The following is a 21,310-nucleotide window of genomic DNA, read 5'->3' on the forward strand; positions in this document are numbered from 1 at the left end:
GATGCCCTGGCCGAGACCTCTGATATGGCGATCTCTATCAACAATTCCGTGCTTCCGGTGCTTGCCGCCCAAGAGGTCGGCGGCGTGGCGCCCGAACTCGTGCTGGCGCAAGGCAGCGTGGTCAATGCGCAGGTCCTGAAGGTTCTCGACGCCAATCTGGTGCGGATCGCGATCGCTGCGCTCTCCATCGATGTCGCCACCGAAATTCCGCTGCAGGCGGGGCAGTCGCTGCAACTCGCCGTGTCGCAGACCAAGGACGGGATCCGGCTTGCACTGGTCGGGCAGGGCGGCGTCGCCAATGATGCCGTCACGCTGTCGCCGCAGGCGATGGTCGACGCGGCGGCCAACCGACCGACAATCGTAGCCCCCTCCAAAAACGTCCTGACGCCGCTGGAACGCGCGGCGGTGTCGGTCGCGGCGCAGAGCGCGGCAACTGAGCAGGATAGTCTCGCGCCATTATTCGCCAATCTCGGCGCCGCGGTATCATCCGCCAACCTGCCGCCTAAATTGCAAGCGGCGATTGCGCAGGTGCTGGCGCAACAGACCAGCCTCGACCAAAATCTCGACGGCGCCGACATCAAGACCGCGTTTCAGAAATCCGGGATTTTCCTCGAGGCGTCGCTGGCCTCGGGCGCGGTGCCGTCATCAGGCGCGCCCGATCTCAAGGCCGCGCTGATCGTGCTGCGCCAGACGCTGCAATCGGCGCTCGGCGGGGATGCAGCGGTGGCTACGAAGGCGGCGCCGGCCCAGGCCGGTTTGCCGAATGCCGCCCCCGGCCTCGTACCGTCTGTGGCTCCCGATCTCGACGTCCACGAAATCCTGCTGCCGCAGGCGCGGCTGCCTGTGGCTCAGGAGATTGCCCAAACGCGCGGTGGCCTGCAGGGCGCTCTCGCCCAGGCGCTTAACTCCGGACCGAGCGCGGGCGCGACCATGAACCTGCTGCAGGAAGCGCTGCAGCAATTCGGCACGCCCGCGCGATCGGCAACACTGTCGAAGGCGGTAGCCGGCGACGACGTCACCGTTCACACCAACACGCCGCCACCGCCGTTTCGCGGCGCATCGCCGACGGCCCAGCCGGTCGCGTTACCCTCGCTCGCGCCGGACGCGCCGCTTGCCACCACCGCGCATCATCTGCTCGACGACACCGATGCGGCGATTGCGCGGCAGACCCTGCTGCAGGTTGCCTCGCTGCCGGACCGCATCGATGTTACAGGCCCGAAGGTCGACGCAACGACGCCGCGCTGGAATTTCGAAATCCCGTTCGTGACGCCGCAGGGCACGGCGATGGCGCAGTTCGAGATTGCCCGCGACGGTGCTGCCGCCGAGGTCGAGGCCGCCAAGCAGGTGTGGCGGGCGCGGTTTTCGCTCGATGTCGAGCCGACCGGTCCGATCCATGCGCTGGTGTCACTGGTTGGCGAAAAGACCTCCGTGCGGATGTGGGCGGAACGTCCCGCCACCGCCGCGCAGCTGCGCGCCGGTGCATCAGAATTGAGCCAGGCGCTCACCAGGGCCGAACTGCAGCCCGGCGAGATCGTGATCCGCGACGGCGCGCCGCCGCAGGCCGCCCCTGCCAAGGCCGGGCATTTCCTGGACCGCGCGCTATGAGCGTCGAGGTCCGCAACCAGCTCGCGGTCGCGCTGCACTACGACAAAAAGGGCGCGCCGCGCGTCGTCGCCAAGGGCAAGGGCACCATCGGCGCCAAAATCATCGAGCTCGCCAAGGCCCACGACATCCCGATCGAGGAGAACGAGGTGCTCGCAGGCGCGCTGTCGCATGTCGAGATCGGCGACGAAATCCCGGAAGAGCTCTACAAGGCGGTCGCCGAAGTGCTGATTTTCGTGCTGCGTCTGACGGGGCGAATTCGGTAGCTGCTACGAAACGACCGTTCGCCGCTATTCGATGCCCCAGCGCTGCGGATCGAGCAGTTCAGCCGGCGGCTTTATCTCGTCGAGACTGATCGGGCGCCGAGACAGGCGGATCGCGGTCCAGCTTCGTTCGTCGGTTCTACTTCTGCCGGAGAGACTTTCCTTCAGCAAAATGCCATCGCTTGTCAGACAAATAAGGTGGCTCGCGTCATGCATGTGTATGCCGAACCATCGGCAGGTTTCACCAAGGACCGTTTCGGAACGCTCCAGATCCTTTGGCTCGATCGCTTTCGCTTGCTCGGGAGTAAGTGTAGAGGCTTCTGATTGTGCGTGCTCGTGTCTTGCCAAGCGGAGCTCCTCATGTGGGTGACCATCAGCATGAGTATATTGCAGACGGAAGCTGCGAGAATCGTGCGTGATCCTGACGCTGCGTCGGAAGTGGTTGCCTTTTTCGTCCAGATATTCCCAGGCACCATGACGACGCGTGGTGCGGATCGCTTTTTCCGCCCCGGCGGTGCCGTCGGAGAATTCCATGACCACCTCGTGATCGGGGATCGATTTCGCGCCTGACGTCGGTGGATTCTGATCCCACCAATCCAATGCCAGAAGTGTGCGTGGCGGCTGCACTTCTTCCGGCCTGACAGGTCGGCGTACAATACTGGTGGCTTCAGCCGAACCCGCCACTTCGCCTTTCCCATCGACGCTCTTCGACCATAGTTCGATGCCGTGGTCGGTGATGCAACTCAGATGGGTGACTCCGTGCCTGGAACGCTCGTCAATGGGGCGCGAGACGTTCCACACGGTGCAGCTTTCATCCAGATATGTCTGCCGCTCGCCAGTATTGCGAGGTTCATCGTTGCGGCGACGACTCGGTTTGCGACCGTGCGCGAATGAGATGGATCGGGCGTTATCGTCAATGCCTACACGCACGGCGTCGCTCGCGGAGATATAGGCGGACGTGCCGCCTTGATCGATGCGCTTCCACTTGCCGTGATAGGTCACGGTCCGCTGCCCGGACTTGCCCCAGGAGTTCCAGGCCATGGTGACCACGTAATCGGGTTGGCCGGCGTGACGCGCGAAGGGCGCTTGAGGGGCTGCGGGGCCACTGGCGAAGCAGGCGATGACGGGCAGGAGAAACAACGTCCTCAAGGCGGGCTCCATAATGCCATTCGCACAGATAGCATTCAATTTGCGCCGCAATCTTGACGATTCTACTCGGGAATCCTCTGACAAATCTGGCATTTCCGTTGTCATTGTTTTACCACGATGCCACCTGCATCGTTCCTGCGTTCCTCAATCGTTTCGGATATCTCGTGATCAATCGCCGCCATGCGCTCGGACTTGTTGCCGCCGCCAGCCTTTTGCCTTCGCGCGGTTTCGCCAATGTCTCTTATCAGCGCAGCGAATTTCGCGACGATCTGGCAAAACGGTTCTTCAGCCTGGGAACGGTCGGCACCTTCGTCGGCTACAAGGTCGACGATTATCTGATGATCGCCAGCGACAAGGTCCGCTCCGGAGAGGACAAGCTGCCGGCTTCCACCTTCAAGATTCCGAATTCGCTGATTGCGCTGGAGACCGGCGTGGTCGAGGACCCGGACAAGGATATCTTCAAGTGGGACGGGGTGACCCGCAGCATCGCGGCCTGGAACACCGACCACACCCTGCGCTCGGCGATCGCGGTCTCCGCGGTGCCCGTCTATCAGGAGATCGCCCGGCGCATCGGCTCGGAGCGGATGCAGAAATATCTCGACCTGTTCGAGTACGGCAACCGCGACATCGGCGGCGGCATCGATCAGTTCTGGCTGACCGGCAAGCTGCGCATCGACCCCGTCCAGCAGATCGATTTCATCGACCGGCTGCGGCGCGGCGTGCTGCCGGTCGGCAAGCGCAGCCAGGAGCTGGTGCGCGATATCCTCCCCGTAACGAAAGTCGGCGACGCCACGATCCACGCCAAGAGTGGTTTGCTGGGCGCCGAGCAGGGCAGGCCGTCACTGGGCTGGATGGTCGGGTGGGCCGAGAAGGGCAACATGCAGACCGTGTTCGCGATGAACATGGACTGCAAGGAGCCCGCCCACATCGCCGCGCGCATGACGGTGACGCAGCAATGCCTGTCGGACATTGTCGCGATTTGAATTCTTCTTCCCTTCTCCCTTGTGGGAGAAGGTGGCATAGGCGGCCTCCGGCCGCCGTTCTTAGAACGCCGATGCTTTGCATCGGCTATGGCGCCGGATGAGGGGTCTCTATCCGCCGTGAGATTGATCGTGAGGAGAGAACCCCTCACCCCAACCCTCTAAGAGCGAGCTTCGCTCGTCTCGACCCACAAGGGGAGAGGGGCTCACCGCTGTCGATGAGACACCTGACCTACTTCCAATTCACCCCAGCTTGAACAGCGCCAGCAAAAAGTCGCTCACGGCCTTGCGCGCTTCCGCGGCGGTCGTCGGGTTGCCGCCGACATGCGGGTTGAGCTCGATGCAGGCATCCTTGTAACTGAACGGCGCCTTGGTATCGCCATTCATCAACACGCCGCCTTCGCCCTCGCTGAGCTTGCAATTGCGGGCGGTCTGCGCATTGGTGGACACCGTCGTCGTGCTGAGGCCGAGCAGGCCGGAATCGAAGCCGTGCGGGGAGTCCGGATATTCGGTCAGCACCACGTCGCGCTTGGCTTCCTGCAACCGGGCCAGATAGGCCTTGCAGCTCGACACCGGATTATAATCGTCGGGCGTGCCGTGATGGATCCGGATCGGACGCGCCGCGACTTCGGTGTCGGTGGCATAGCTCGTCGAGCAATCCGGATAGAACGGGATGTAGGCGGCGAACTGCGCGCCGGATTTGTTCCAGAGCTTGTTGAATCGATCGAGGCTGGCGTAGAGCGTGGCCTGTCCGCCGCGCGAAAATCCCATCAGCACGATCCGCTCAGGGTCGACGCGCGGATGCTTGGCCAGGATATCCAGCGAGCGATAGATGTCGACGATGAAATTGAGCCGGCCGAGCAGGCCCTGGTTCGGGCCAACAGCGGTGAGGCCGCGGCCCGAGAAGCCGTCGATCACGAAGGTCGAAATCCCCAGGCTGTTGAGCTGACGCACCCACGGATCCATGCCGGCGCCGACGCCGCTCGAGCCGTGCATCAGCACCACGACCGGCAGCTTTCCAGTGCCTTGCGCGATGCGGAATTGACCGGCGACGGTGACCTGCTTGCCGTTGCTGTCGCCATTCAAAAATTGCTGGTCCGAAATCGTCAGCGACGGGATCGCGTAGATTTCGGTGCGCGCGGCGACGTCCCTGGGGATCGACTGCGCGTTGGCCTCAGGGTCGCTCAGGAGAATCCCGCCGCAAAAGATCGCGGCCGTGACGGCAAAGCGCCAGTCTCTCAGCATCGGTATGCCCCCCAGTATTTTTCGTCGTGGGAGCAACTAGACCAAGCAGAGCAATGCCTGTCAAACCGGTCAGCCCTAGGTCGATCTCTTCCCGATCCGCCCGAGATGGGTGAAGCCGAACCCGGTGGAATATTTCAGCCCAAACCCCAGCGCGCGGTCGAAGCCGATATGGGCGAGCCAGATCATGGCGATGGACAGCACCAAAGGCTCGGCCGTGACAAAGCCGACCGTCATGAGCGCCATCGGCACCATGTAAGTGTGGGCGGCGTTGTAGAGCATCGCCCCGAAGCGCGGCCCGAAAAAATAGGCGGCGAAGCTGAGGTCGGGCGCCAGGAACAGGGCGGCGTAGACCCACCACGATCCGTCCCAGACCCAGTAGAGCAGCGTCATCCCCAAAAACAGCGCCAGGCCTTCCAGCCGGAGCATGGTTCGCAGGCCCCCGGTAACGGCCCCGGCAGGCTCGGCGGTCGCAGTATCCGTCAATTGCATCCCCTGTGCAGAGGTGCGGATATAGGTGCACTTCCGCACCGGTACCAGAGGGCATGAAGGGGTGTTTCCGGTTCGCAAAAGGCCGTGTTAGAACCCCGGCCAATTCGGACCTGAGACGGGCGGCAGCACATGAAAGACATCCTGGACACCCTCGAAGAACGGCGCGCCGGCGCCAAGCTCGGCGGCGGCGAGAAGCGCATCGAGGCGCAGCACGCCCGCGGCAAGCTGACGGCGCGGGAACGCATCGAACTCCTGCTCGACAAGGGCTCGTTCGAGGAATTCGACATGTTCGTCGAGCACCGCTCGGTCGAATTCGGCATGGAAAAGAACAAGATCCCCGGCGACGGCGTCGTCACCGGCTGGGGCACCGTCAACGGCCGCAAGACTTTTGTATTCGCGAAAGACTTTACCGTGTTCGGCGGCTCGCTGTCGGAGACCCACGCGCTGAAAATTACAAAACTGCAGGACATGGCGATGAAGGCGCGGGCGCCGATCATCGGGCTCTATGACGCCGGCGGCGCGCGCATCCAGGAAGGCGTAGCTGCCCTCGCGGGCTATTCCTACGTGTTCCGCCGCAACGTCATTGCGTCAGGCGTGATCCCGCAGATCTCGGTCATCATGGGCCCCTGCGCCGGCGGCGACGTCTATTCGCCCGCAATGACCGACTTCATCTTCATGGTGAAGAACACGAGCTACATGTTCGTCACCGGGCCCGATGTGGTGAAAACCGTCACCAACGAAGTGGTCACGGCCGAAGAACTCGGCGGCGCCTCCGTGCACGCCACGCGCTCCTCGATCGCCGACGGCGCGTTCGAAAATGATGTCGAGACGCTGCTGCAGATGCGCCGGCTGATCGACTTCCTGCCCTCTAACAACACCGACGGCGTGCCGGAATGGCCGAGCTTCGACAATATCGAACGCCTCGATATGTCGCTGGATACGCTGATCCCCGACAATCCGAACAAGCCCTACGACATGAAGGAACTGATCCTCAAAGTCGTGGACGAGGGCGACTTCTTCGAGATCTCGGAGACATTTGCAAAAAACATCGTCACCGGTTTTGGCCGCATCGCCGGCCGCACCGTCGGCTTTGTCGCCAACCAGCCGATGGTGCTGGCGGGCGTGCTCGACTCGGACGCCTCACGCAAGGCCGCGCGCTTCGTTCGGTTCTGCGACGCCTTCAACATCCCGATCGTGACGTTTGTCGACGTGCCGGGCTTCCTGCCGGGCACCGCGCAGGAATATGGCGGCCTGATCAAGCACGGCGCCAAACTGCTGTTCGCCTATTCGCAGTGCACGGTGCCGCTGGTGACCATCATCACCCGCAAGGCCTATGGCGGGGCGTTCGACGTGATGGCGTCCAAGGAAATCGGCGCCGACATGAACTACGCTTGGCCGACCGCCCAGATCGCCGTGATGGGCGCCAAAGGCGCGGTGGAAATCATCTTCCGCAGCGACATCGGTGACTCCGATGCGATCGCCGCGCGAACGAAGGAATACGAAGACCGCTTCCTGTCCCCCTTCATCGCCGCCGAACGCGGCTATATCGACGATGTGATCATGCCGCATTCGACGAGAAAGCGGATCGCGCGGGCGCTGGCGATGCTCAGGGATAAGAAGGTCGAGATGCCGGCGAAGAAGCACGACAATTTGCCGTTGTAAGCTTCGTAGGGTGGGTTAGCGAAGCGTAACCCACCATCTTTGGTCTTCGCGCCCGCAATTGATGGGTATCGCTTCCGCCTTCGCTCTTTGAGCTACGGCGGACAGGTCGCTCCACCCATCCTACGCACCGTTATCGGCCCCCGAGAAACCCCAGCAGCAGCTCGTTATATTTCGCCGGTGCCTCCAGAAACACCAGATGCCCGGTGTCCGGTATCACTTCGGCGCGGGCGTTCGGCATTTTGGCGGCGAGCGCCTTGGCGAGGTCGGCGTTGTGGCCCATCTTCGGCCGCAACGCTTCGGGCGCATTGGCTTTGCCCGGTGCGTTGTGATCGTCGGCGCCCATGATGAACAGGGTCGGCCGCGTGATCAGCGGGATTTCATGCGCCACCGGCTCGCGATAGATCATTTGCGCGGAGCTGACGAAGGCGCGCAGCCAGCGCGGATATTCGGCGCTGCCCTTGATGTTGAAACGCGCATCGATGAAGGGCGTGACCTGGTCTGCCGGCAGCTTTAGCGCATAATTGGTCTCGAGCTGCTTGCGATATCCGTCGGCGGTCAGTCTGTCCTCGTTCTCCAGAATCTTTTCGGTCGGCGTCGGCGGCACATAGAGACGGTAATCCTCAAGCCCGATCGGCGCGGTCAGCACGAGATGGTCGACCCTGTCAGGGTAGGCGCGGGCGATCCGCACGCCGAGCATTCCGCCGAGCGAATGGGCGACGATATCGGCCTTGCCGATCTGCAGATGATCCAGCAGCGCCATCGTGTTGCGCGCCAGCGTGTCGAAATGCAGCTCGCCCTGCGGCTTGGAGGATTTGCCGAACCCGATCTGGTCCGGCACCACCACGCGATAGCCTGCGTCCGAGAGCGTCTTGATGACCGGCGCCCAATAGCTCGACGGGAAATTGCGGCCGTGCAGCAGCACCACGGTGCGCCCGTTCGGCTGCGTCGGCGCGACGTCCATATAGGCCATCCGCACTTGCTCGCCGTCGTTGGTGAGCGGCAGCAGGCTGACCGGATAGGGATAGGCGAATCCTTCCAGCCCGATGCCATAGGGCTCGCGCGCGGCGGCGCTGGCTGGTGCATGAAGTGAAACGAGCAGGGCGCTGGCCAGCGCCGCGGCACAAAGACGATTCATTGGGAACTCCGACGGCGTTGGCCTCGCGTGGCGGCATCGGAATCAAGAAGCGATGTCCACTTTTGGCAACGACATACCGGCGTTATGGTTTCGAGTGGAAGGGGGGCGCCCTTCACGAAACGTCACCATCGCTTGATCGGGATCGCTCCATGAGCGGCGCGGACAAGCCGTGCCACCGATCCTGCGTACAGGCCTGAAGCCCGACGCCTTGATCACCGGCGCCCGCAGCGCGTAGGGTTGACTTCCACCAATTCCGGTAACTACCCTTCAATGATTGAAGACGACCCGATCGAAGAGATTTCACGGATCGAAGCGCGGCTTGAGGAGCTTGCCGAGGCCGCCGAGCGATGCCGGAAGTATATTCTGACTTCCAAGGCGGCCATCGCCGGCGGCGCCGCCTTGCTGCTCGTCACGATGCTCGGTCTGCTAGGGGCCGGTCAGACGGCAGCCCTCGGATCGATCGCGATGATCCTGGGCGGAATTGTCTCGCTCGGGTCGAATGTCAGCACGTTGCGGCAGACGGAGGAAGCTATCGGCGCCGCAGAGCTGCTCCGTTCCGATCTGATCAGCAGGATCGACCTGCGGATGGTCGGCGATGCGCCGATGAAACTGGTGTGAGGCTAGCGGCCTTTCGCAATTACTGTTTTGACCCTGTCCAGCTTCCAGCACATCCATCCGATCGCCGGAACGAACCTCCGCCGCTGCGGCCTGAGAAACGGCCGGACATGGTCCAGCTCAGGCTCCCGGCGCTTCCGACTCCGGACACCGAGCCATTCGGGCTGACTTGAGCGGTGCCATATTGCCCCACCATCTTGCCGCCCGAGACGACCACCGTGTCGGTGGAGCTGCCGCAGGGCGTGCCGACGCTGGTAAGAACCCATGCTCCATCCAGATTGCCACCACCGCCGCCGGCATTGCTTCGCGGTGCCCGGCGCGGTGCCTCCGCTTCGGGCCTGCTGCGTCGTGCCGGCTTTGAAGGTGCAACCGTCCGGGGCGTCGCGCGTGAACCCGACAGCGATTTTTCGTCGTTGCCGATGCTGCCGCCGGCGCTGCCGGATTGCGCGCGCGCGATATCAGGCAGGGCGACAGTGGCGAGCGTGGCTGACAGCAGGGCGACTTTGACGCGATATCGAATGACGTTTTGCATAATAAAATGGTGTCCAATGAAAAGGGTCCTGATGGCCGGACCCGTCGGCAAAACAGCGCGCCGATCTGCGGGCAAGACTTGCCGGTCTCGCCGCGGTCGTCAAGCGCCGCGCCGCTGGGGCTTAGCTTACCGAAATCCACCAACTAAATCTGGAGCGTCCCCAGGGAGCAACGGCTACGCCCGCGCCATGATTCCCGGTTTGCCTGTACGCAAGCCGCGACCAGAAAAAATCCACCAGGCCGACGCCGCCCACGCACCATGCGAAAAAGAACTCGCCCCGGGCATAGCTGTGCGCGCCCAATAGCGTGTCGAATAGTGCGAGGATGAAGCCCGCTGCGACCCAGACGATGTCGCCATCCGTGGGAGGTTTTCGTTTGAAGGCGTGAAGCAGCGTTGCGTAAGCCCATGCAGCCAGGACAGCCATGCCGCCCCAGGTCGCTGCGGCGAGGATGTAGAAGCCCGGCAAGGCCTGACAGGTCTCCCCGCACGTTGCCTGCGCGGATTGGGCCAAAGCGGAATGATAGGCGGCGTGAGCCACCCCGCCGAACAGCAGGGCGAAGCAGGCCACATGACGAAGCGCGTGGAGCGCCGTCTGATGCTGGCTGGTCCAGGCATCAAAGCGGGCCACCGCTGCGCGGAAAGCTTGTTTACTGGATTGAACCAACTGCATGGGCAGTTAGACGGGGTGAACGGCTGGAAGGTTCAGGTCGCTGGGCGAGGCGGGGGTATTGGCTCCGCCACCGGTCCGTAGGGTGGGTTAGTGCAGCGTAACCCACCAATTTTGTTCGCCGCATCGCATCGGTGGGTTACGGCTTGCGCCACCCTACGATTCCGGCGAGTGCCGTTACTTCATCCCCATGCAGCTCGCATAGAACGTCGTGGTCGCCGGCCAGTCCGAGAACATGCCGCGGATGCCGACCTGTTTTGCCAGCACGTCGAGCACCGTCAGCGTGTCGCCGTCGCGGTCGATGGCCGGTTTGATGGAGCGATGATAGAAGCCGCCGCCCTTGTTGAGCGGGCCGTCGCGCTCCAGCGACCAGCCGATCAGATCGAGGCCGGCGGCCTTCGCGGCCTTGGCGTATTCCGACGGGATGATTTCCTTCTTGTCGTTCAGCGTCAGCATGGTCCAGATCGGCGGCGCCAGGATTCGGACGCCTGACGACTTGAGTTCGGCCATCGAAGGCTTCCAGGTCTCGGGCTTGGCGGGATCAAGACCCTGCTTCTCGTAGCGGTCCTCGAGATAGACCGCCTGCGCGCCGAAGTCAGGCTCGCTCTTCACCCAGAACAGCACATCGGCCAGATTAAAACTCTGCGCGAACACGTCGCTCGCCGGAACGCCCGCGGCCTTGTACGCCTGCAGCATTTGCGCGGCGTACTTCTCCTGGGTGTAGTCGCCGTCGAACGGCATCGGCACCTCGGGCGACTTCAGCTCGGGCGTGAACTTGGCGCCGAGGCTCTTGATCAGCGCGATGCTTTCGTCATGCGTCATCAGCGTGCCGGAAGCGGCGTAGAGATCCGTGCGCCAGCGCGGCGTGCCGTTCTGGTAATCGGTCACGTTGGTGGCATCCGGATTGAAGCTGTCCATTTTTGCGGTCAGCGACTTGAACTCGGCGAGCGTGATGTCGCTGGTGCAGCACTTGGCGGAGGCCTTCTTGCCGGCGGCGGGGTCGGACGGGCTGAAGCCTTGCGAGCATTTCGCAGCGAGCGCCGGCACCGACAGGATGTTGGTCGTGGTGTGCAGATCGCATTGTGCATGCCGGCAGACCAGCTGGCGGTCCTTGGTGAAGGTCACGTCGCATTCGATGATGCCGGCGCCCATCCGGGCCGCGGCGGTATAGGATTCTTTTGTGTGCTCGGGAAATTGCATCGCCGCGCCGCGATGGCCGATCGAAAAATCGGTCTTGTGGAACGGCCCGTTGCATTGGCTGAGCTTTTCCTTGAGCGGGCCGTCCTTCATCTTGTCGACGAGGTAGAACGGGCGCGGGCCGATCTGCGCCTCGCGGGGCAGGGGCACACTTTGCGCCGCGGCGGGAGCGGCGGTCGCAAACAGCGCGAGCGCGGAGAATAGAACCAGAAGGCGGCGAGAGTGCATGAACGAACCTCGGAAGTGGCGGTGTAAAAAACGGATATCACCACGACATTATGACGCCTGCGTGTGGGGTTGCGCCCGCTTGCGGTTTATCTACAGTTCGCGCGGTCGCACGGCGGTGATCTTACGCAAAATAACAATCGGGAGGAACCGAAATGCCGAAGGCCCTGTTCGTCGTCCGCGCCACCGTGACGGATGCCGCAAAACGTCAGGCGTTCGATGCCTGGTATTCGCGCGAGCATCTGCCGGACGCTGTCAAATCGTTCGGCGCCGAGAAAGCGTGGCGCTACTGGAGCCTCAGCGATCCCGCGCTGCATCACGCGATGTATCAGTTTCCCGACGAGGCTGCGCTCGATCGCGCGACCAAAGCTCCCGACATGACCCGGCTGATCGCCGATTTCAACCGCGACTGGCCCGACGTGACGCGCACGCGCGAGGTGCTGGTGTTGGCCGAGGAATTTGCGAAGTAACTCACTGTGAGCTCAGATGCGCAATTGCGCATCGGGGGACCCATAGCCACCGTCGGTAATTGTTTAACACGCTGGTCGTTATCTTCTTTTTCCATCAACACCGGCCGCGGCGTATGGGTCCCGGCCCCCGTGCGCAATTGCGCACTAGGCCGGGACGACGTTAGTGGCGGACAGCCAAACCTGAATGCGCAGTTCAGCTGGCATTCATCTCGGCGCACCGAAACTCTCCTGCTCAATCCAACCGATCGCAGAGGAGGAGATGTCATGGAGCGCCGGCACTTTCTGAAACTCGCCTTTGGATTTGCGGCAGGTGGTGTCGCACTTGCGGCCGGCGCACAGGCGGCGCCGCTGACGCCGCAGCCGCTGGTTCCGGACGGCCAACTCCCTGCCAATCCGGATGCGCAACCCGCCGTCACGTCCGGCGATGAGGTCGATCAGCTCCAGCCAGAGGAAGTGCGCGGGGGCCGAGGCCGTGGCCGCGGATGGGGTCGTGGCCGTGGCTGGGGCCGTGGCCGCGGATGGGGCCGTCGGCGCTGGGGCTGGCGCCGTCGGCATTACGGCTGGCGCCGCAGGCATTACGGCTGGCGTCGCCGCCGCTGGCGCCGTCGCTACTGGCGACGCCGTTACTGGTAACGTTCGTGGGGACGGGGCGGGGATGGCATTTGCCGTCCCTGCCTTATCGGGTTGGCGTGGGCTTCATTCCATCCGGCTATTTGATTTTCGGCGAAGTCTCGAAATTCGCCTGCGTGTCCTGCGTGTGAAGGTGCTTCAGCCTTCCGCGTTCTTCGATCAGATAGAAATGGTTTCCGACAATACCGGCCTCGTTGCGGGCGCCGCGGAACACGATCATGCGGCTGTTGGCGCGGCTGACGACGGGATCGAAATCATCTGACACCTCGTGCCAGCCGGAGACCGTGAACAGCTCGATGATCTTGCCGGTGCGCGCATCGAGCAAGGTGGGCGCGACGCAGGTCGAGCCGCAGGGCAGCTTGACCACGATGTAACGGCCCGCCGCATCGATCTTCCCGTCGTCGGCTGCGGCGAGAAAAGTCTCCCGGCGGGCGCGCAAATCCGGCGTCACCAGCCGCGGGATTGCGATTTTGCCGGCGTAGACCCTGACCGGATAATCCGCGAATTTGGGCGGTGCTTCGGCACGCGCCGATAGGGTGAGGCAGGCCAGCGCGATCGCGGTGGCGACAAAGCGGAGGGAGTTCATGGCTGCTTGCCCGGAAAGGTGCATCCCGCTTCGTCTGCGCAACACGCCGTGGCGTTCAATGCCGTCCTGCCCATAAAAAAGCCCCGCCGGAGCGGGGCCTTCTGCCGTATGAATTGATATTACCGAACGCGGCAGCGCCCGTAGGCCCAGACCATGCCGTAGGGGCAAACCCGGCCGCCGGGCCGCACCACAACAACCGGGGGCCGCACGACGCGCGGGGGGACGTAGACGGTGCGCGGCGCCACCACAACACGGCCGCGATTGAGCACGCATCCGCCATAGGGACCGCGATGATAGCCGGGGCCGCATCCGCCCGCGGCATTCGCCGCGCTGAAGCTCGCAAACGAGGCTGCGACCAAGACTGCAGCGAAAAGGTACTTCATGTTTTCTCCCGATTTTTAGCCGCCAGGCGGCGCGCTTCCGAACCTAGTCACGGGACCTGAATAGAAAATGAATGTTGTTGATTCGTGAAACAGCAGCAAGAAATTGCCGGTTGTGCGGCTGTCACATTTTCGTTGCCACGCCTCATTTGGGGCCAATTCGTAAACAAACGGCTGCACGAATTAAGCTTCGCTCGGGCCGAACAGCGCCGCGAACCGCTTCTCGCCGTTGCGCGTGAAATTGACGACGCGGCTGCCCGGCGCGCTATCGCGTGCGGCCCAGTTGAGTTCGGTGAACCGGCTCATGACCGCCGCACCCAGCGTGCCGGCGAGGTGATGCCGCCGTTCGCTCCAGTCGAGGCAGGCCTTGCAGACCGGCCGGCGTGGATGGGCCAGCGTATCGGCGTCGATCTGCAGCGCCTTTGCCATGAAGCGCTTGCCTTCACCGGTGAGTTCGATGGTCTCCTTGCTTTGCCGGACCAGCTTCTGCTTCTTCATGCTGTCGAGCATCTGCACGCCGAGATCGCCGGCGAGGTGGTCGTAGCAAATCCGCGCCCGGCGCAGCGCCGGCTCTTTCGGCCCGGTGCGCACACGCGTGTGACCGGCGCGTTCCGCAAGCCCCGCAAGGCCCTCGAGCACGCCGGCGACATCGGGATCGGTGAGGCGGTAGTAACGGTGCCGGCCCTGCTTCTCCTGCTCGATCAGGCCGCCGGCTTCCAGCTTGGCCAGATGCGAACTCGCCGTCTGCGGCGTGATCCCGGCCTCGTGCGCCAGTTCGGTCGCGGTCAACGCGCGGCCGGTCATCAGCCCGGTCAGCATGTTGGCGCGCGCGGGATCGCCGACCAGGGAAGCGACCATTGCGATGTCGGGGCCTGCTTTCATAGTTCGATGATAGCCGAAGCATCGCCGACGATCAAGCGGGTAGTGTTGGCTCGAACGTCATTGCGAGCGAAGCGAAGCAATCCATCGCGCCACGTGCGGAGGAATGGATTGCTTCGTCGCTTCGCTCCCTTGCGCAAACGCTTCGCGTTTGTCGCAGGCAATGACGACAACAAGGACCGGAGAACAACATGACCATCACCGTCTTCATCCGCTACCAGCTCGATCCGTTCAAGCGGGTGATGTTCGAGGAATATTCGAAAAACTGGCTCAGCATCATTCCGAAATGCGGCGGCGACCTGATCGGCTACTGGATGCCGCATGAGGGCACCAACAACATCGCCTTCGCGCTGATCTCGTTCGACAGCCTCGCGGCCTACGAGAGCTACCGGGCGCGGCTGCGCGCCGACAAGGAGGGTATGGCCAATTTCAGCTTTGCCGAGGAGAACCAGTTCATCCTCGCCGAGGAGCGCACGTTTCTGCGCAAGGTCGTGACGTGAGCGTCTGGCGGAGCAGGCGGTGCGTACCTATGTTGGCCGCGCCAACAAACAATTCGGGGAGTGACCATGCTGACAACTGCTGACAAACGCGCCGCCTTCAAGAAGTTGCACGAGAGCGGCTGCTTCATCATCCCCAATCCGTTCGACGTCGGCAGCGCGAAGGCGTTGCAGCATCTCGGCTTCAAGGCGCTGGCGTCCACCAGCGCCGGTTTTGCCTGGGCCATCGCCAAGGCCGACAACCGCGTCACCGTCGACGACGTCTGCGATCATCTGGCCGCGATCTCTGCGGCGGTCGACATTCCCGTCAATGCCGATTTCGAGGACGGTTTTGCGCATGAGGCGGACAAGGTCGGCGTCAACGTGGCACGCGCGGTCAAGACCGGCATCGCCGGCCTTTCGATCGAGGATTTCACCGGCGACAATTCCAAGCCGCTGTTCGAACGCGAGCTTGCCATCGATCGCATCAGGGCGGCGCGACAGGCGATCGATGCCGATAATAGCGGCGTCCTGCTCACCGGCCGCTGCGAGGCGTTCCTCCGCGGGGTAAAGGATATGAAGCTCGTGATCGACCGGCTCACTGCCTATGCCGAGGCCGGCGCCGACGTTCTCTATGCGCCCGGCATCTCGACGCCGGAAGAGATTTCGGCGGTCGTCAAGGCGGTCGCGCCAAAACCGGTCAATCTGCTGGTCGGCGCCGCCGGTCCGTCGCTGAAGATTGCCGGCGATCTCGGCGTGCGCCGTATCAGCGTCGGCGGTGCGCTGGCGCGGATGGCGTGGGCCGGCTTCATGAAGGCCTCGAAGGAGATGGCGGAGCAGGGCACGTTCACGGAGTTCGCCAACGGCTATCCCGGCGGCGAACTCAACAAGATGTTCAGCTGACACCTTCCAAACAAATACGCACAAAGAAAAACGCAGCGGGCGTAATGCCCGCTGCGCTGTCTTTTCAGATCACTCTTGCTTCAGCCGTTACTGCTTGGCCGGTGCGTCGGCCGGAGCGGGCGGCGCCGCCGGCGAGGGCGCTGCCGGACGCGGCGGCGCGGCACCGGTGGTCGTGCCGGGCTGGTTGTTGGACTTCGGCGTTACGTCACGCATGCCCGGAGGCGCCGCGGGGTTGGCCGGCTGTGTCTGCGCGGTCTGGCTGGACGGCGTGGTGCCGGCCTCGTTGACGCTCGTAGTGTTCAGACCATAGAACAACGCACCCATCACTACGGCGATGGCGATCGCGAACATCGCGATCTTGGCGCCGCTGGCCGGACCCTCTGCGAGCTGCGGGTCGGCCTGTATCTCGTTGTCGAGACTGTTCATACGTGCCTGGCGGCGGATTTCGTCATCACTCAGATTGGCACGATACGGGTCGTTCGGATTGTAGGTCATCAGTCAGTTCCTCCGTTAGAACCCCAAAGTGTTTAGCGGTGATACAATGGCTGGCGCGGCCGGATGTTCCGCGTCAATCTTGCAACCGGTTAATGATGGAACCGTGATTCGCGGGTTCCATCGAACCAGAGGGTGCGAAGAGGCCGCATAAGAGGTTGCCATGTGGGCCCTGCCGCCCAGCGATACCGTGCTGCACCTGTTGTCCTATGTGGCGCTGACCGCGCAGGCGATGACGGCCGCGCTGGCTGCGGGGCGCCGCAGCATGGATTGGGCCGGCGTATGCATGCTGGGTTGCATTACCGCGCTCGGCGGCGGAACCATCCGTGACGTGCTGCTCGGGCACTATCCGCTGGTCTGGGTGAAGAACCCGTCCTACCTGGCGCTGACCGCGATTGCGGCTTTCGTGACCATCCTGATTGCGCGCCATGTGCACCGGCTCAACGTCGCCTTCCTGGTGCTCGATGCGATCGGCCTTGTGGTGTTCACGATGGCCGGCTGCGATGTCGCCCGGCAAGTCGGCGCGCCGCTGCCGATCGTGATCGTCGCCGGCATGATCACGGGCTGCGCCGGCGGCGTGTTGCGCGATATCCTCTGCAACGACGTGCCGCTACTGTTTCGCTCCGAACTCTACGCCAGCGTTTCCGTCGTCACCGGGCTGTTCTACGTCACCGGCTCCGCCTTGCAGTTGGATCACGAACTCTGGACCGGATTGACCTTCGCGCTCGGGCTGACGCTGCGGCTGCTCGCGATCCGCTATAAATGGGAAATGCCGAAATTCGTCTTCGGCGGCAATCAGCGCTGACCGACGAACGCAGCGCACCATAACGTACCAGCCAGAATCGCCTGCAGCCAAAGGCCGCCTGGGGCGTTATCCCCAAACGCAAGGCAGCCGGCCACGTCATGCCGTTTCGTGCCGGGGCGGTCCGGCGACACAAAGCGAAACCGGCCGGCGTTCTTCCCGGCACGAAATTGCGATCTTTGATCGCGCGGCTGCCTTGCCCAGATTTGTGGTGCGGGAAGCGGAAAATCCGGCATAGACTGGTTCTAAGAAGTTCTGACGCCTACATAAAACACAGCCTTGCTCAGAAATCGTCTTGGCGATCAAAGCGGCTGGCAAAGAGGGCTTAAATGGGAATCAACCAGGGTCCGATCAGTCTCGATCAGAAATACACCCAGGGAAGCGGCCATGTCTTCCTGACCGGCATCCAGGCGCTGGTGCGGCTGCCGATGGCGCAGATCCGCCGCGACCGCGCGCAGGGCCTGAACACCGCGGGCTTCATCTCTGGCTATCGCGGCTCGCCCCTTGGCGGCTACGACCAGCAGCTGTTCGCCGCCCGCAAGCATCTCGAGCAATACAACATCAAATTCCAGCCCGGCGTGAACGAAGACCTGGCGGCCACCGCGGTCTGGGGTTCGCAACAGCTCAATCTGTCGCCCGGCGCCAACTATGATGGCGTGGTCGGTATCTGGTACGGCAAGGGCCCCGGCGTCGACCGCTGCGGCGACGTGTTCCGCCACGGCAACGCGGCCGGCTCCGCAAAGCACGGCGGCGTGCTGGTTCTCGCGGGCGACGACCACGGCGCCAAATCCTCCACCGTCCCGCATCAGTCGGACCATGCCTTCATGTCGGCGCTGATGCCCTATCTCTATCCCTCCAGCATCCACGAAATGATCGAGATGGGTTTGCTGGGGATCGCGATGTCGCGCTACAGCGGATGCTGGGTCGGCATGAAGGTGATCACCGAGACGGTGGAAACCACCGCCGAGATCGACCTCACCGACGAGATGACGCCGTTCGTGATCCCGACCGATTTCGAACTGCCGGAGGGCGGCCTCAACCTGCGCTGGCCCGACGACCGCTTCGCGCAGGACCGCCGCCTGCAGGACTACAAGGGCTTTGCCGCCATCGCCTTTGCCCGCGCCAACAAGGTCAACCGCGTCACCATGGATTCGCCGAACGCGCGCTACGGCATCATGGCGTCCGGCAAAAGCTACGAGGATATCAGGCAAGCGCTGCGCGAACTCGGCATCACGCCCGAAGTCGCCGCCAAGATCGGTCTCAGACTCTACAAGATCGGTATGCCCTGGCCGCTGGAGCCGGAAGGGGTCAGGCAATTCGCTGTCGGCCTTGAAGAAATCTTCATCATCGAAGAGCGCCGCGAGATCGTCGAGAACCAGGTCAAGCAGGAGCTGTTCAACTGGCGCGACGATGTCCGTCCCCGCATCATCGGCAAGATGGACGACCACGACAAGCGCTTCCTGCCCTTTGCCGAAGAGCTCAGCGTCGCCTCGCTGGCGAGCTCGCTGACCGAGCGGCTGCTTCGACTTAATCTCAATCCTGAAATCGCAGCACAGCTGCGCGCCAAGGCCGACTGGTTCAACGGCCGGCAGGCGAGCCAGATGCAGGCGGTGGCGCCGATCACCCGCACGCCGTATTTTTGTTCGGGCTGCCCGCACAACACCTCCACCAAAGTGCCGGAAGGCAGCCGCGCCTTTGCCGGCATCGGTTGCCACTTCATGGCGCTGTGGATGGACCGCTCGACCGAGACATTCACCCATATGGGCGGCGAGGGCGTGCCCTGGGTCGGTGTCGCCCCCTTCACCAAGGAAGAGCACGTGTTCGCCAATCTCGGCGACGGCACCTATTTCCATTCCGGCAGCCTCGCGATCCGCCAGGCGGTCGCCTCCGGCGCCAACATCACCTACAAGATCCTCTATAACGACGCGACCGCGATGACCGGCGGCCAGCATGTCGACGGCGAATTGTCGCCGCAGCAGATCACCTTCCAGCTTCACGCCGAAGGTATCCGCGAAATCTATCTGGTCTCGGAAAATCCCGATGCCTATCCGGCGTCCGAAATCGCGCCGGGCGTGAAGACCGCGCATCGCGACGAACTCGACACCGTCCAGAAGACGCTGCGCAAGGTAAAGGGCGCCTCGGCGATCGTGTTCGTGCAGACCTGTGCCGCCGAAAAGCGCCGCCGCCGCAAAAGGGGAATGCTGGAGGATCCGGCGCGCCGCGTCATGATCAATCCGGCCGTCTGCGAAGGCTGCGGCGATTGCTCGGTGCAATCGAACTGCATCTCGGTCGAACCGCTTGAGACGGAGCTGGGGCGCAAGCGCACCATCAACCAGTCGACCTGCAACAAGGATTATTCCTGCCTGAAGGGCTTTTGCCCGTCCTTCGTCACCATCGACGGCGGCAAGATGCGCAAGCGCGCGCCGGGCGGCGTTGGCGATATCGGCGAGCTGCCGGAGCCCGCGTCGCGCCCGACGCTGGAGCGGCCCTACAACGTCGCGGTCGGCGGCGTAGGCGGCACCGGCGTGCTGACCATCGGTGCCTTGCTCGGCATGGCCGCGCATATCGAGGGCAAGGCCAGCATGATCCTGGACATGTCCGGCCTCGCCCAGAAGGGCGGCGCGGTGCTGAGCCATGTGCGTCTGTCAGAACACACCGCCGACGTCACCTGTTCACGCATCGTCACCGGCACCGCCGATCTCGTGCTCGCGGCCGACGAGGTGGTGGCCGTCTCCAAGGAAACCATCACGCTCTGCGAATCCGGCCGCACCACCGGGATCATCAACACCCACCTCATTCCGATCGCCGACTTCATCCTCAACCGCGATTTCAATTTCCAGGCGCGCAAGGTCAACCATGTGCTGGAAACCGCGCTGCGCAAGGATTCGTCGTTCTTCGACTTCACAAAACCCGCCGAAATGCTGCTCGGCGATTCCATCGCCACCAACATGATGATGATGGGCTTTGCCTATCAGAAGGGCCTGCTGCCGCTCTCGGCCAAGGCCATCGAACAGGCGATCGAGGTCAACGGCGTTGCGATCAAGCTGAACATCCAGGCGTTCCAGCTTGGACGCCTTGCCGCGCACGATCCCGCAAAGCTGATCGCGATGATGAAGGATCAGGACGGAAGCGTCGCACCTAAGACGCTGGATGCGATGACGCTGGACGAGATCATCGCCCACCGCAGCAACCTCCTGACCGAGTATCAGGACGCCAAACTGGCCGCCCGCTATCAGGCGCTGGTCAAGAAAGTCCGCGATGCCGCTGTCGATGGCGGCTACGACGAGGCCTTGCCGCGCGCCGTCGCGATCAACTATGCCAAACTGCTGGCCTACAAGGACGAGTACGAAGTCGCACGGCTCTACACCGACGGCCGCTTCGAAAAACAGCTTCGTGACCAGTTCGAGGGCGATTTCAAGTTCAGCTTCAACCTGGCCCCGCCGATCCTGGGTGGCGGCGTCGATGCGCTGGGCCGGCCGAAGAAGCGCGCGTTCGGCGCCTGGATGATGCCGGTTTTCCGGACGCTGGCGAAGATGAAGGGCCTGCGCGGCACCGCGTTCGACATCTTCGGCTACAGCGCCGACCGCAAGATGGAGCGCGACCTGATCTCCGGCTATGAGAAGGACGTCGCAACCGTGCTCGGCCTGCTGTCGCCACTCACGCTCGACATCGCGGTCGAAATCCTCTCGCTGCCCGACCGCATCCGCGGCTACGGCCCGGTCAAGGAAAAGGCGGTGCACGACGCCAAGGCACGCTACACGCAACTGGCGGCCGACCTCGTCAACCCGCCGCCCGCGCCAAGACAGATCGCGGCGGAGTAGGGCGAGCTCTCACACCTACGTCGTCCCGGCCTTGAGCTCAGATGCGCAATGGCGCATCGGGGGACCCATAGCCACCGAACGCAGCTTTGCGAAAGCCGGATCACCAGCTT

22 protein-coding genes are annotated in these 21,310 nt (G+C 63.3%); 11 read left to right on the top strand and 11 right to left on the bottom strand.

The window, feature by feature from the left end:
• Positions 1-24: 24 nt before the first annotated feature.
• Both JQ609_RS04790 and JQ609_RS04795 read left to right on the top strand, forming a co-directional pair.
• Entirely contained in the window at positions 25-1,605 is a 1,581-nt protein-coding gene (locus JQ609_RS04790) for a flagellar hook-length control protein FliK (RefSeq protein ID WP_212272190.1), read from the top strand.
• A complete protein-coding gene (locus tag JQ609_RS04795; protein ID WP_212211747.1) occupies positions 1,602-1,868 on the top strand; it encodes an EscU/YscU/HrcU family type III secretion system export apparatus switch protein in 267 nt (88 codons plus the stop codon). The genes JQ609_RS04790 and JQ609_RS04795 overlap by 4 nt, the downstream gene beginning before the upstream one ends.
• Positions 1,869-1,892: 24 nt before the next feature.
• On the opposite strand, the gene JQ609_RS04800 is transcribed toward JQ609_RS04795, so the two are convergent.
• On the bottom strand, positions 1,893-3,014 hold the full coding sequence (locus tag JQ609_RS04800) for a hypothetical protein (protein WP_212272191.1): 1,122 nt from the start codon (positions 3,012-3,014) through the stop codon (positions 1,893-1,895).
• 164 nt (positions 3,015-3,178) lie between these two features.
• Here JQ609_RS04800 and JQ609_RS04805 point away from each other — a divergent pair, with 164 nt between their 5' ends.
• Complete coding sequence (locus JQ609_RS04805; protein ID WP_212272311.1) at positions 3,179-3,997, top strand: class D beta-lactamase; 819 nt, start codon at positions 3,179-3,181, stop codon at positions 3,995-3,997.
• Positions 3,998-4,237: 240 nt separating this feature from the next.
• Here the strand turns inward: JQ609_RS04805 and JQ609_RS04810 are convergent, their stop codons facing one another.
• The gene (locus JQ609_RS04810; protein WP_212272192.1) at positions 4,238-5,239 is read right to left on the bottom strand and encodes a dienelactone hydrolase family protein; all 1,002 of its coding nucleotides are present in this window, start codon (positions 5,237-5,239) and stop codon (positions 4,238-4,240) included.
• Positions 5,240-5,314: 75 nt separating this feature from the next.
• Complete coding sequence (locus JQ609_RS04815) at positions 5,315-5,728, bottom strand: DUF4260 domain-containing protein (protein WP_212272193.1); 414 nt, start codon at positions 5,726-5,728, stop codon at positions 5,315-5,317.
• 129 nt (positions 5,729-5,857) lie between these two features.
• Between JQ609_RS04815 and JQ609_RS04820 the strand changes: the two genes are divergently transcribed.
• Positions 5,858-7,390: an acyl-CoA carboxylase subunit beta gene (locus JQ609_RS04820; protein WP_212272194.1), complete on the top strand. Its 1,533-nt coding sequence runs from the start codon at positions 5,858-5,860 to the stop codon at positions 7,388-7,390.
• 130 nt (positions 7,391-7,520) lie between these two features.
• On the opposite strand, the gene JQ609_RS04825 is transcribed toward JQ609_RS04820, so the two are convergent.
• Positions 7,521-8,525: an alpha/beta fold hydrolase gene (locus tag JQ609_RS04825; RefSeq protein ID WP_212272195.1), complete on the bottom strand. Its 1,005-nt coding sequence runs from the start codon at positions 8,523-8,525 to the stop codon at positions 7,521-7,523.
• 270 nt (positions 8,526-8,795) lie between these two features.
• Here JQ609_RS04825 and JQ609_RS04830 point away from each other — a divergent pair, with 270 nt between their 5' ends.
• On the top strand, positions 8,796-9,143 hold the full coding sequence (locus JQ609_RS04830) for a hypothetical protein (protein WP_212272196.1): 348 nt from the start codon (positions 8,796-8,798) through the stop codon (positions 9,141-9,143).
• 19 nt (positions 9,144-9,162) lie between these two features.
• On the opposite strand, the gene JQ609_RS04835 is transcribed toward JQ609_RS04830, so the two are convergent.
• The 3 genes from JQ609_RS04835 to JQ609_RS04845 form a co-directional block, all read right to left on the bottom strand.
• On the bottom strand, positions 9,163-9,672 hold the full coding sequence (locus tag JQ609_RS04835) for a hypothetical protein (protein WP_212272197.1): 510 nt from the start codon (positions 9,670-9,672) through the stop codon (positions 9,163-9,165).
• A 121-nt stretch (positions 9,673-9,793) separates the two neighbouring features.
• Positions 9,794-10,342 carry a hypothetical protein gene (locus JQ609_RS04840; protein WP_212272198.1) on the bottom strand — a complete coding sequence of 183 codons (549 nt, stop codon included), beginning with the start codon at positions 10,340-10,342 and terminating at the stop codon, positions 9,794-9,796.
• A gap of 174 nt (positions 10,343-10,516) precedes the next feature.
• Complete coding sequence (locus JQ609_RS04845; RefSeq protein ID WP_212272199.1) at positions 10,517-11,764, bottom strand: glycerophosphodiester phosphodiesterase family protein; 1,248 nt, start codon at positions 11,762-11,764, stop codon at positions 10,517-10,519.
• A 152-nt stretch (positions 11,765-11,916) separates the two neighbouring features.
• On the opposite strand from JQ609_RS04845, the gene JQ609_RS04850 reads away from it, so the two are divergent.
• Together JQ609_RS04850 and JQ609_RS04855 are read left to right on the top strand one after the other, a co-directional pair.
• Entirely contained in the window at positions 11,917-12,231 is a 315-nt protein-coding gene (locus JQ609_RS04850) for a hypothetical protein (RefSeq protein WP_212272200.1), read from the top strand.
• Positions 12,232-12,495: 264 nt separating this feature from the next.
• Complete coding sequence (locus tag JQ609_RS04855) at positions 12,496-12,864, top strand: twin-arginine translocation signal domain-containing protein (RefSeq protein ID WP_212211730.1); 369 nt, start codon at positions 12,496-12,498, stop codon at positions 12,862-12,864.
• 76 nt (positions 12,865-12,940) lie between these two features.
• Here the strand turns inward: JQ609_RS04855 and JQ609_RS04860 are convergent, their stop codons facing one another.
• The 3 genes from JQ609_RS04860 to JQ609_RS04870 form a co-directional block, all read right to left on the bottom strand.
• Positions 12,941-13,447 (bottom strand): hypothetical protein, encoded by a 507-nt coding sequence (locus JQ609_RS04860; RefSeq protein ID WP_212211728.1) that lies wholly within the window; start codon positions 13,445-13,447, stop codon positions 12,941-12,943.
• 119 nt (positions 13,448-13,566) lie between these two features.
• Positions 13,567-13,830 carry a GCG_CRPN prefix-to-repeats domain-containing protein gene (locus JQ609_RS04865; protein ID WP_212272201.1) on the bottom strand — a complete coding sequence of 88 codons (264 nt, stop codon included), beginning with the start codon at positions 13,828-13,830 and terminating at the stop codon, positions 13,567-13,569.
• A 180-nt stretch (positions 13,831-14,010) separates the two neighbouring features.
• Positions 14,011-14,709, bottom strand: a complete 699-nt coding sequence (locus tag JQ609_RS04870) for a helix-turn-helix transcriptional regulator (RefSeq protein WP_212211724.1) — start codon at positions 14,707-14,709, stop codon at positions 14,011-14,013.
• 188 nt (positions 14,710-14,897) lie between these two features.
• Between JQ609_RS04870 and JQ609_RS04875 the strand changes: the two genes are divergently transcribed.
• Positions 14,898-15,206, top strand: a complete 309-nt coding sequence (locus tag JQ609_RS04875) for an NIPSNAP family protein (RefSeq protein WP_212272202.1) — start codon at positions 14,898-14,900, stop codon at positions 15,204-15,206.
• 66 nt (positions 15,207-15,272) lie between these two features.
• A complete protein-coding gene (locus JQ609_RS04880) occupies positions 15,273-16,085 on the top strand; it encodes an oxaloacetate decarboxylase (protein WP_212211720.1) in 813 nt (270 codons plus the stop codon).
• Positions 16,086-16,172: 87 nt separating this feature from the next.
• Here JQ609_RS04880 and JQ609_RS04885 read toward each other — a convergent pair whose 3' ends face one another.
• Positions 16,173-16,580: a hypothetical protein gene (locus JQ609_RS04885; protein ID WP_212211718.1), complete on the bottom strand. Its 408-nt coding sequence runs from the start codon at positions 16,578-16,580 to the stop codon at positions 16,173-16,175.
• A 160-nt stretch (positions 16,581-16,740) separates the two neighbouring features.
• Between JQ609_RS04885 and JQ609_RS04890 the strand changes: the two genes are divergently transcribed.
• Positions 16,741-17,382 carry a trimeric intracellular cation channel family protein gene (locus JQ609_RS04890; RefSeq protein WP_212272203.1) on the top strand — a complete coding sequence of 214 codons (642 nt, stop codon included), beginning with the start codon at positions 16,741-16,743 and terminating at the stop codon, positions 17,380-17,382.
• Between the two features lie 326 nt (positions 17,383-17,708).
• A complete protein-coding gene (locus JQ609_RS04895; protein WP_212272204.1) occupies positions 17,709-21,200 on the top strand; it encodes an indolepyruvate ferredoxin oxidoreductase family protein in 3,492 nt (1,163 codons plus the stop codon).
• Positions 21,201-21,310: the final 110 nt, after the last annotated feature.

It is taken from the genome of Bradyrhizobium sp. AUGA SZCCT0169, from assembly GCF_018130085.1.
Taxonomy (GTDB): Bacteria; Pseudomonadota; Alphaproteobacteria; order Rhizobiales; family Xanthobacteraceae; genus Bradyrhizobium.

Coding starts and splice junctions, on each gene's coding strand:
- JQ609_RS04840 (WP_212272198.1), bottom strand. CDS start 10,342: ATGCAGTTGGTTCAATCCAGTAAACAAGCTTTCCGCGCAGCGGTGGCC.
- JQ609_RS04895 (WP_212272204.1), top strand. CDS start 17,709: ATGGGAATCAACCAGGGTCCGATCAGTCTCGATCAGAAATACACCCAG.
- JQ609_RS04830 (WP_212272196.1), top strand. CDS start 8,796: ATGATTGAAGACGACCCGATCGAAGAGATTTCACGGATCGAAGCGCGG.
- JQ609_RS04875 (WP_212272202.1), top strand. CDS start 14,898: ATGACCATCACCGTCTTCATCCGCTACCAGCTCGATCCGTTCAAGCGG.
- JQ609_RS04825 (WP_212272195.1), bottom strand. CDS start 8,525: ATGAATCGTCTTTGTGCCGCGGCGCTGGCCAGCGCCCTGCTCGTTTCA.
- JQ609_RS04845 (WP_212272199.1), bottom strand. CDS start 11,764: ATGCACTCTCGCCGCCTTCTGGTTCTATTCTCCGCGCTCGCGCTGTTT.
- JQ609_RS04870 (WP_212211724.1), bottom strand. CDS start 14,709: ATGAAAGCAGGCCCCGACATCGCAATGGTCGCTTCCCTGGTCGGCGAT.
- JQ609_RS04810 (WP_212272192.1), bottom strand. CDS start 5,239: ATGCTGAGAGACTGGCGCTTTGCCGTCACGGCCGCGATCTTTTGCGGC.
- JQ609_RS04835 (WP_212272197.1), bottom strand. CDS start 9,672: ATGCAAAACGTCATTCGATATCGCGTCAAAGTCGCCCTGCTGTCAGCC.
- JQ609_RS04865 (WP_212272201.1), bottom strand. CDS start 13,830: ATGAAGTACCTTTTCGCTGCAGTCTTGGTCGCAGCCTCGTTTGCGAGC.
- JQ609_RS04890 (WP_212272203.1), top strand. CDS start 16,741: ATGTGGGCCCTGCCGCCCAGCGATACCGTGCTGCACCTGTTGTCCTAT.
- JQ609_RS04790 (WP_212272190.1), top strand. CDS start 25: ATGGCGATCTCTATCAACAATTCCGTGCTTCCGGTGCTTGCCGCCCAA.
- JQ609_RS04860 (WP_212211728.1), bottom strand. CDS start 13,447: ATGAACTCCCTCCGCTTTGTCGCCACCGCGATCGCGCTGGCCTGCCTC.
- JQ609_RS04815 (WP_212272193.1), bottom strand. CDS start 5,728: ATGCAATTGACGGATACTGCGACCGCCGAGCCTGCCGGGGCCGTTACC.
- JQ609_RS04855 (WP_212211730.1), top strand. CDS start 12,496: ATGGAGCGCCGGCACTTTCTGAAACTCGCCTTTGGATTTGCGGCAGGT.
- JQ609_RS04820 (WP_212272194.1), top strand. CDS start 5,858: ATGAAAGACATCCTGGACACCCTCGAAGAACGGCGCGCCGGCGCCAAG.
- JQ609_RS04795 (WP_212211747.1), top strand. CDS start 1,602: ATGAGCGTCGAGGTCCGCAACCAGCTCGCGGTCGCGCTGCACTACGAC.
- JQ609_RS04885 (WP_212211718.1), bottom strand. CDS start 16,580: ATGACCTACAATCCGAACGACCCGTATCGTGCCAATCTGAGTGATGAC.
- JQ609_RS04880 (WP_212211720.1), top strand. CDS start 15,273: ATGCTGACAACTGCTGACAAACGCGCCGCCTTCAAGAAGTTGCACGAG.
- JQ609_RS04850 (WP_212272200.1), top strand. CDS start 11,917: ATGCCGAAGGCCCTGTTCGTCGTCCGCGCCACCGTGACGGATGCCGCA.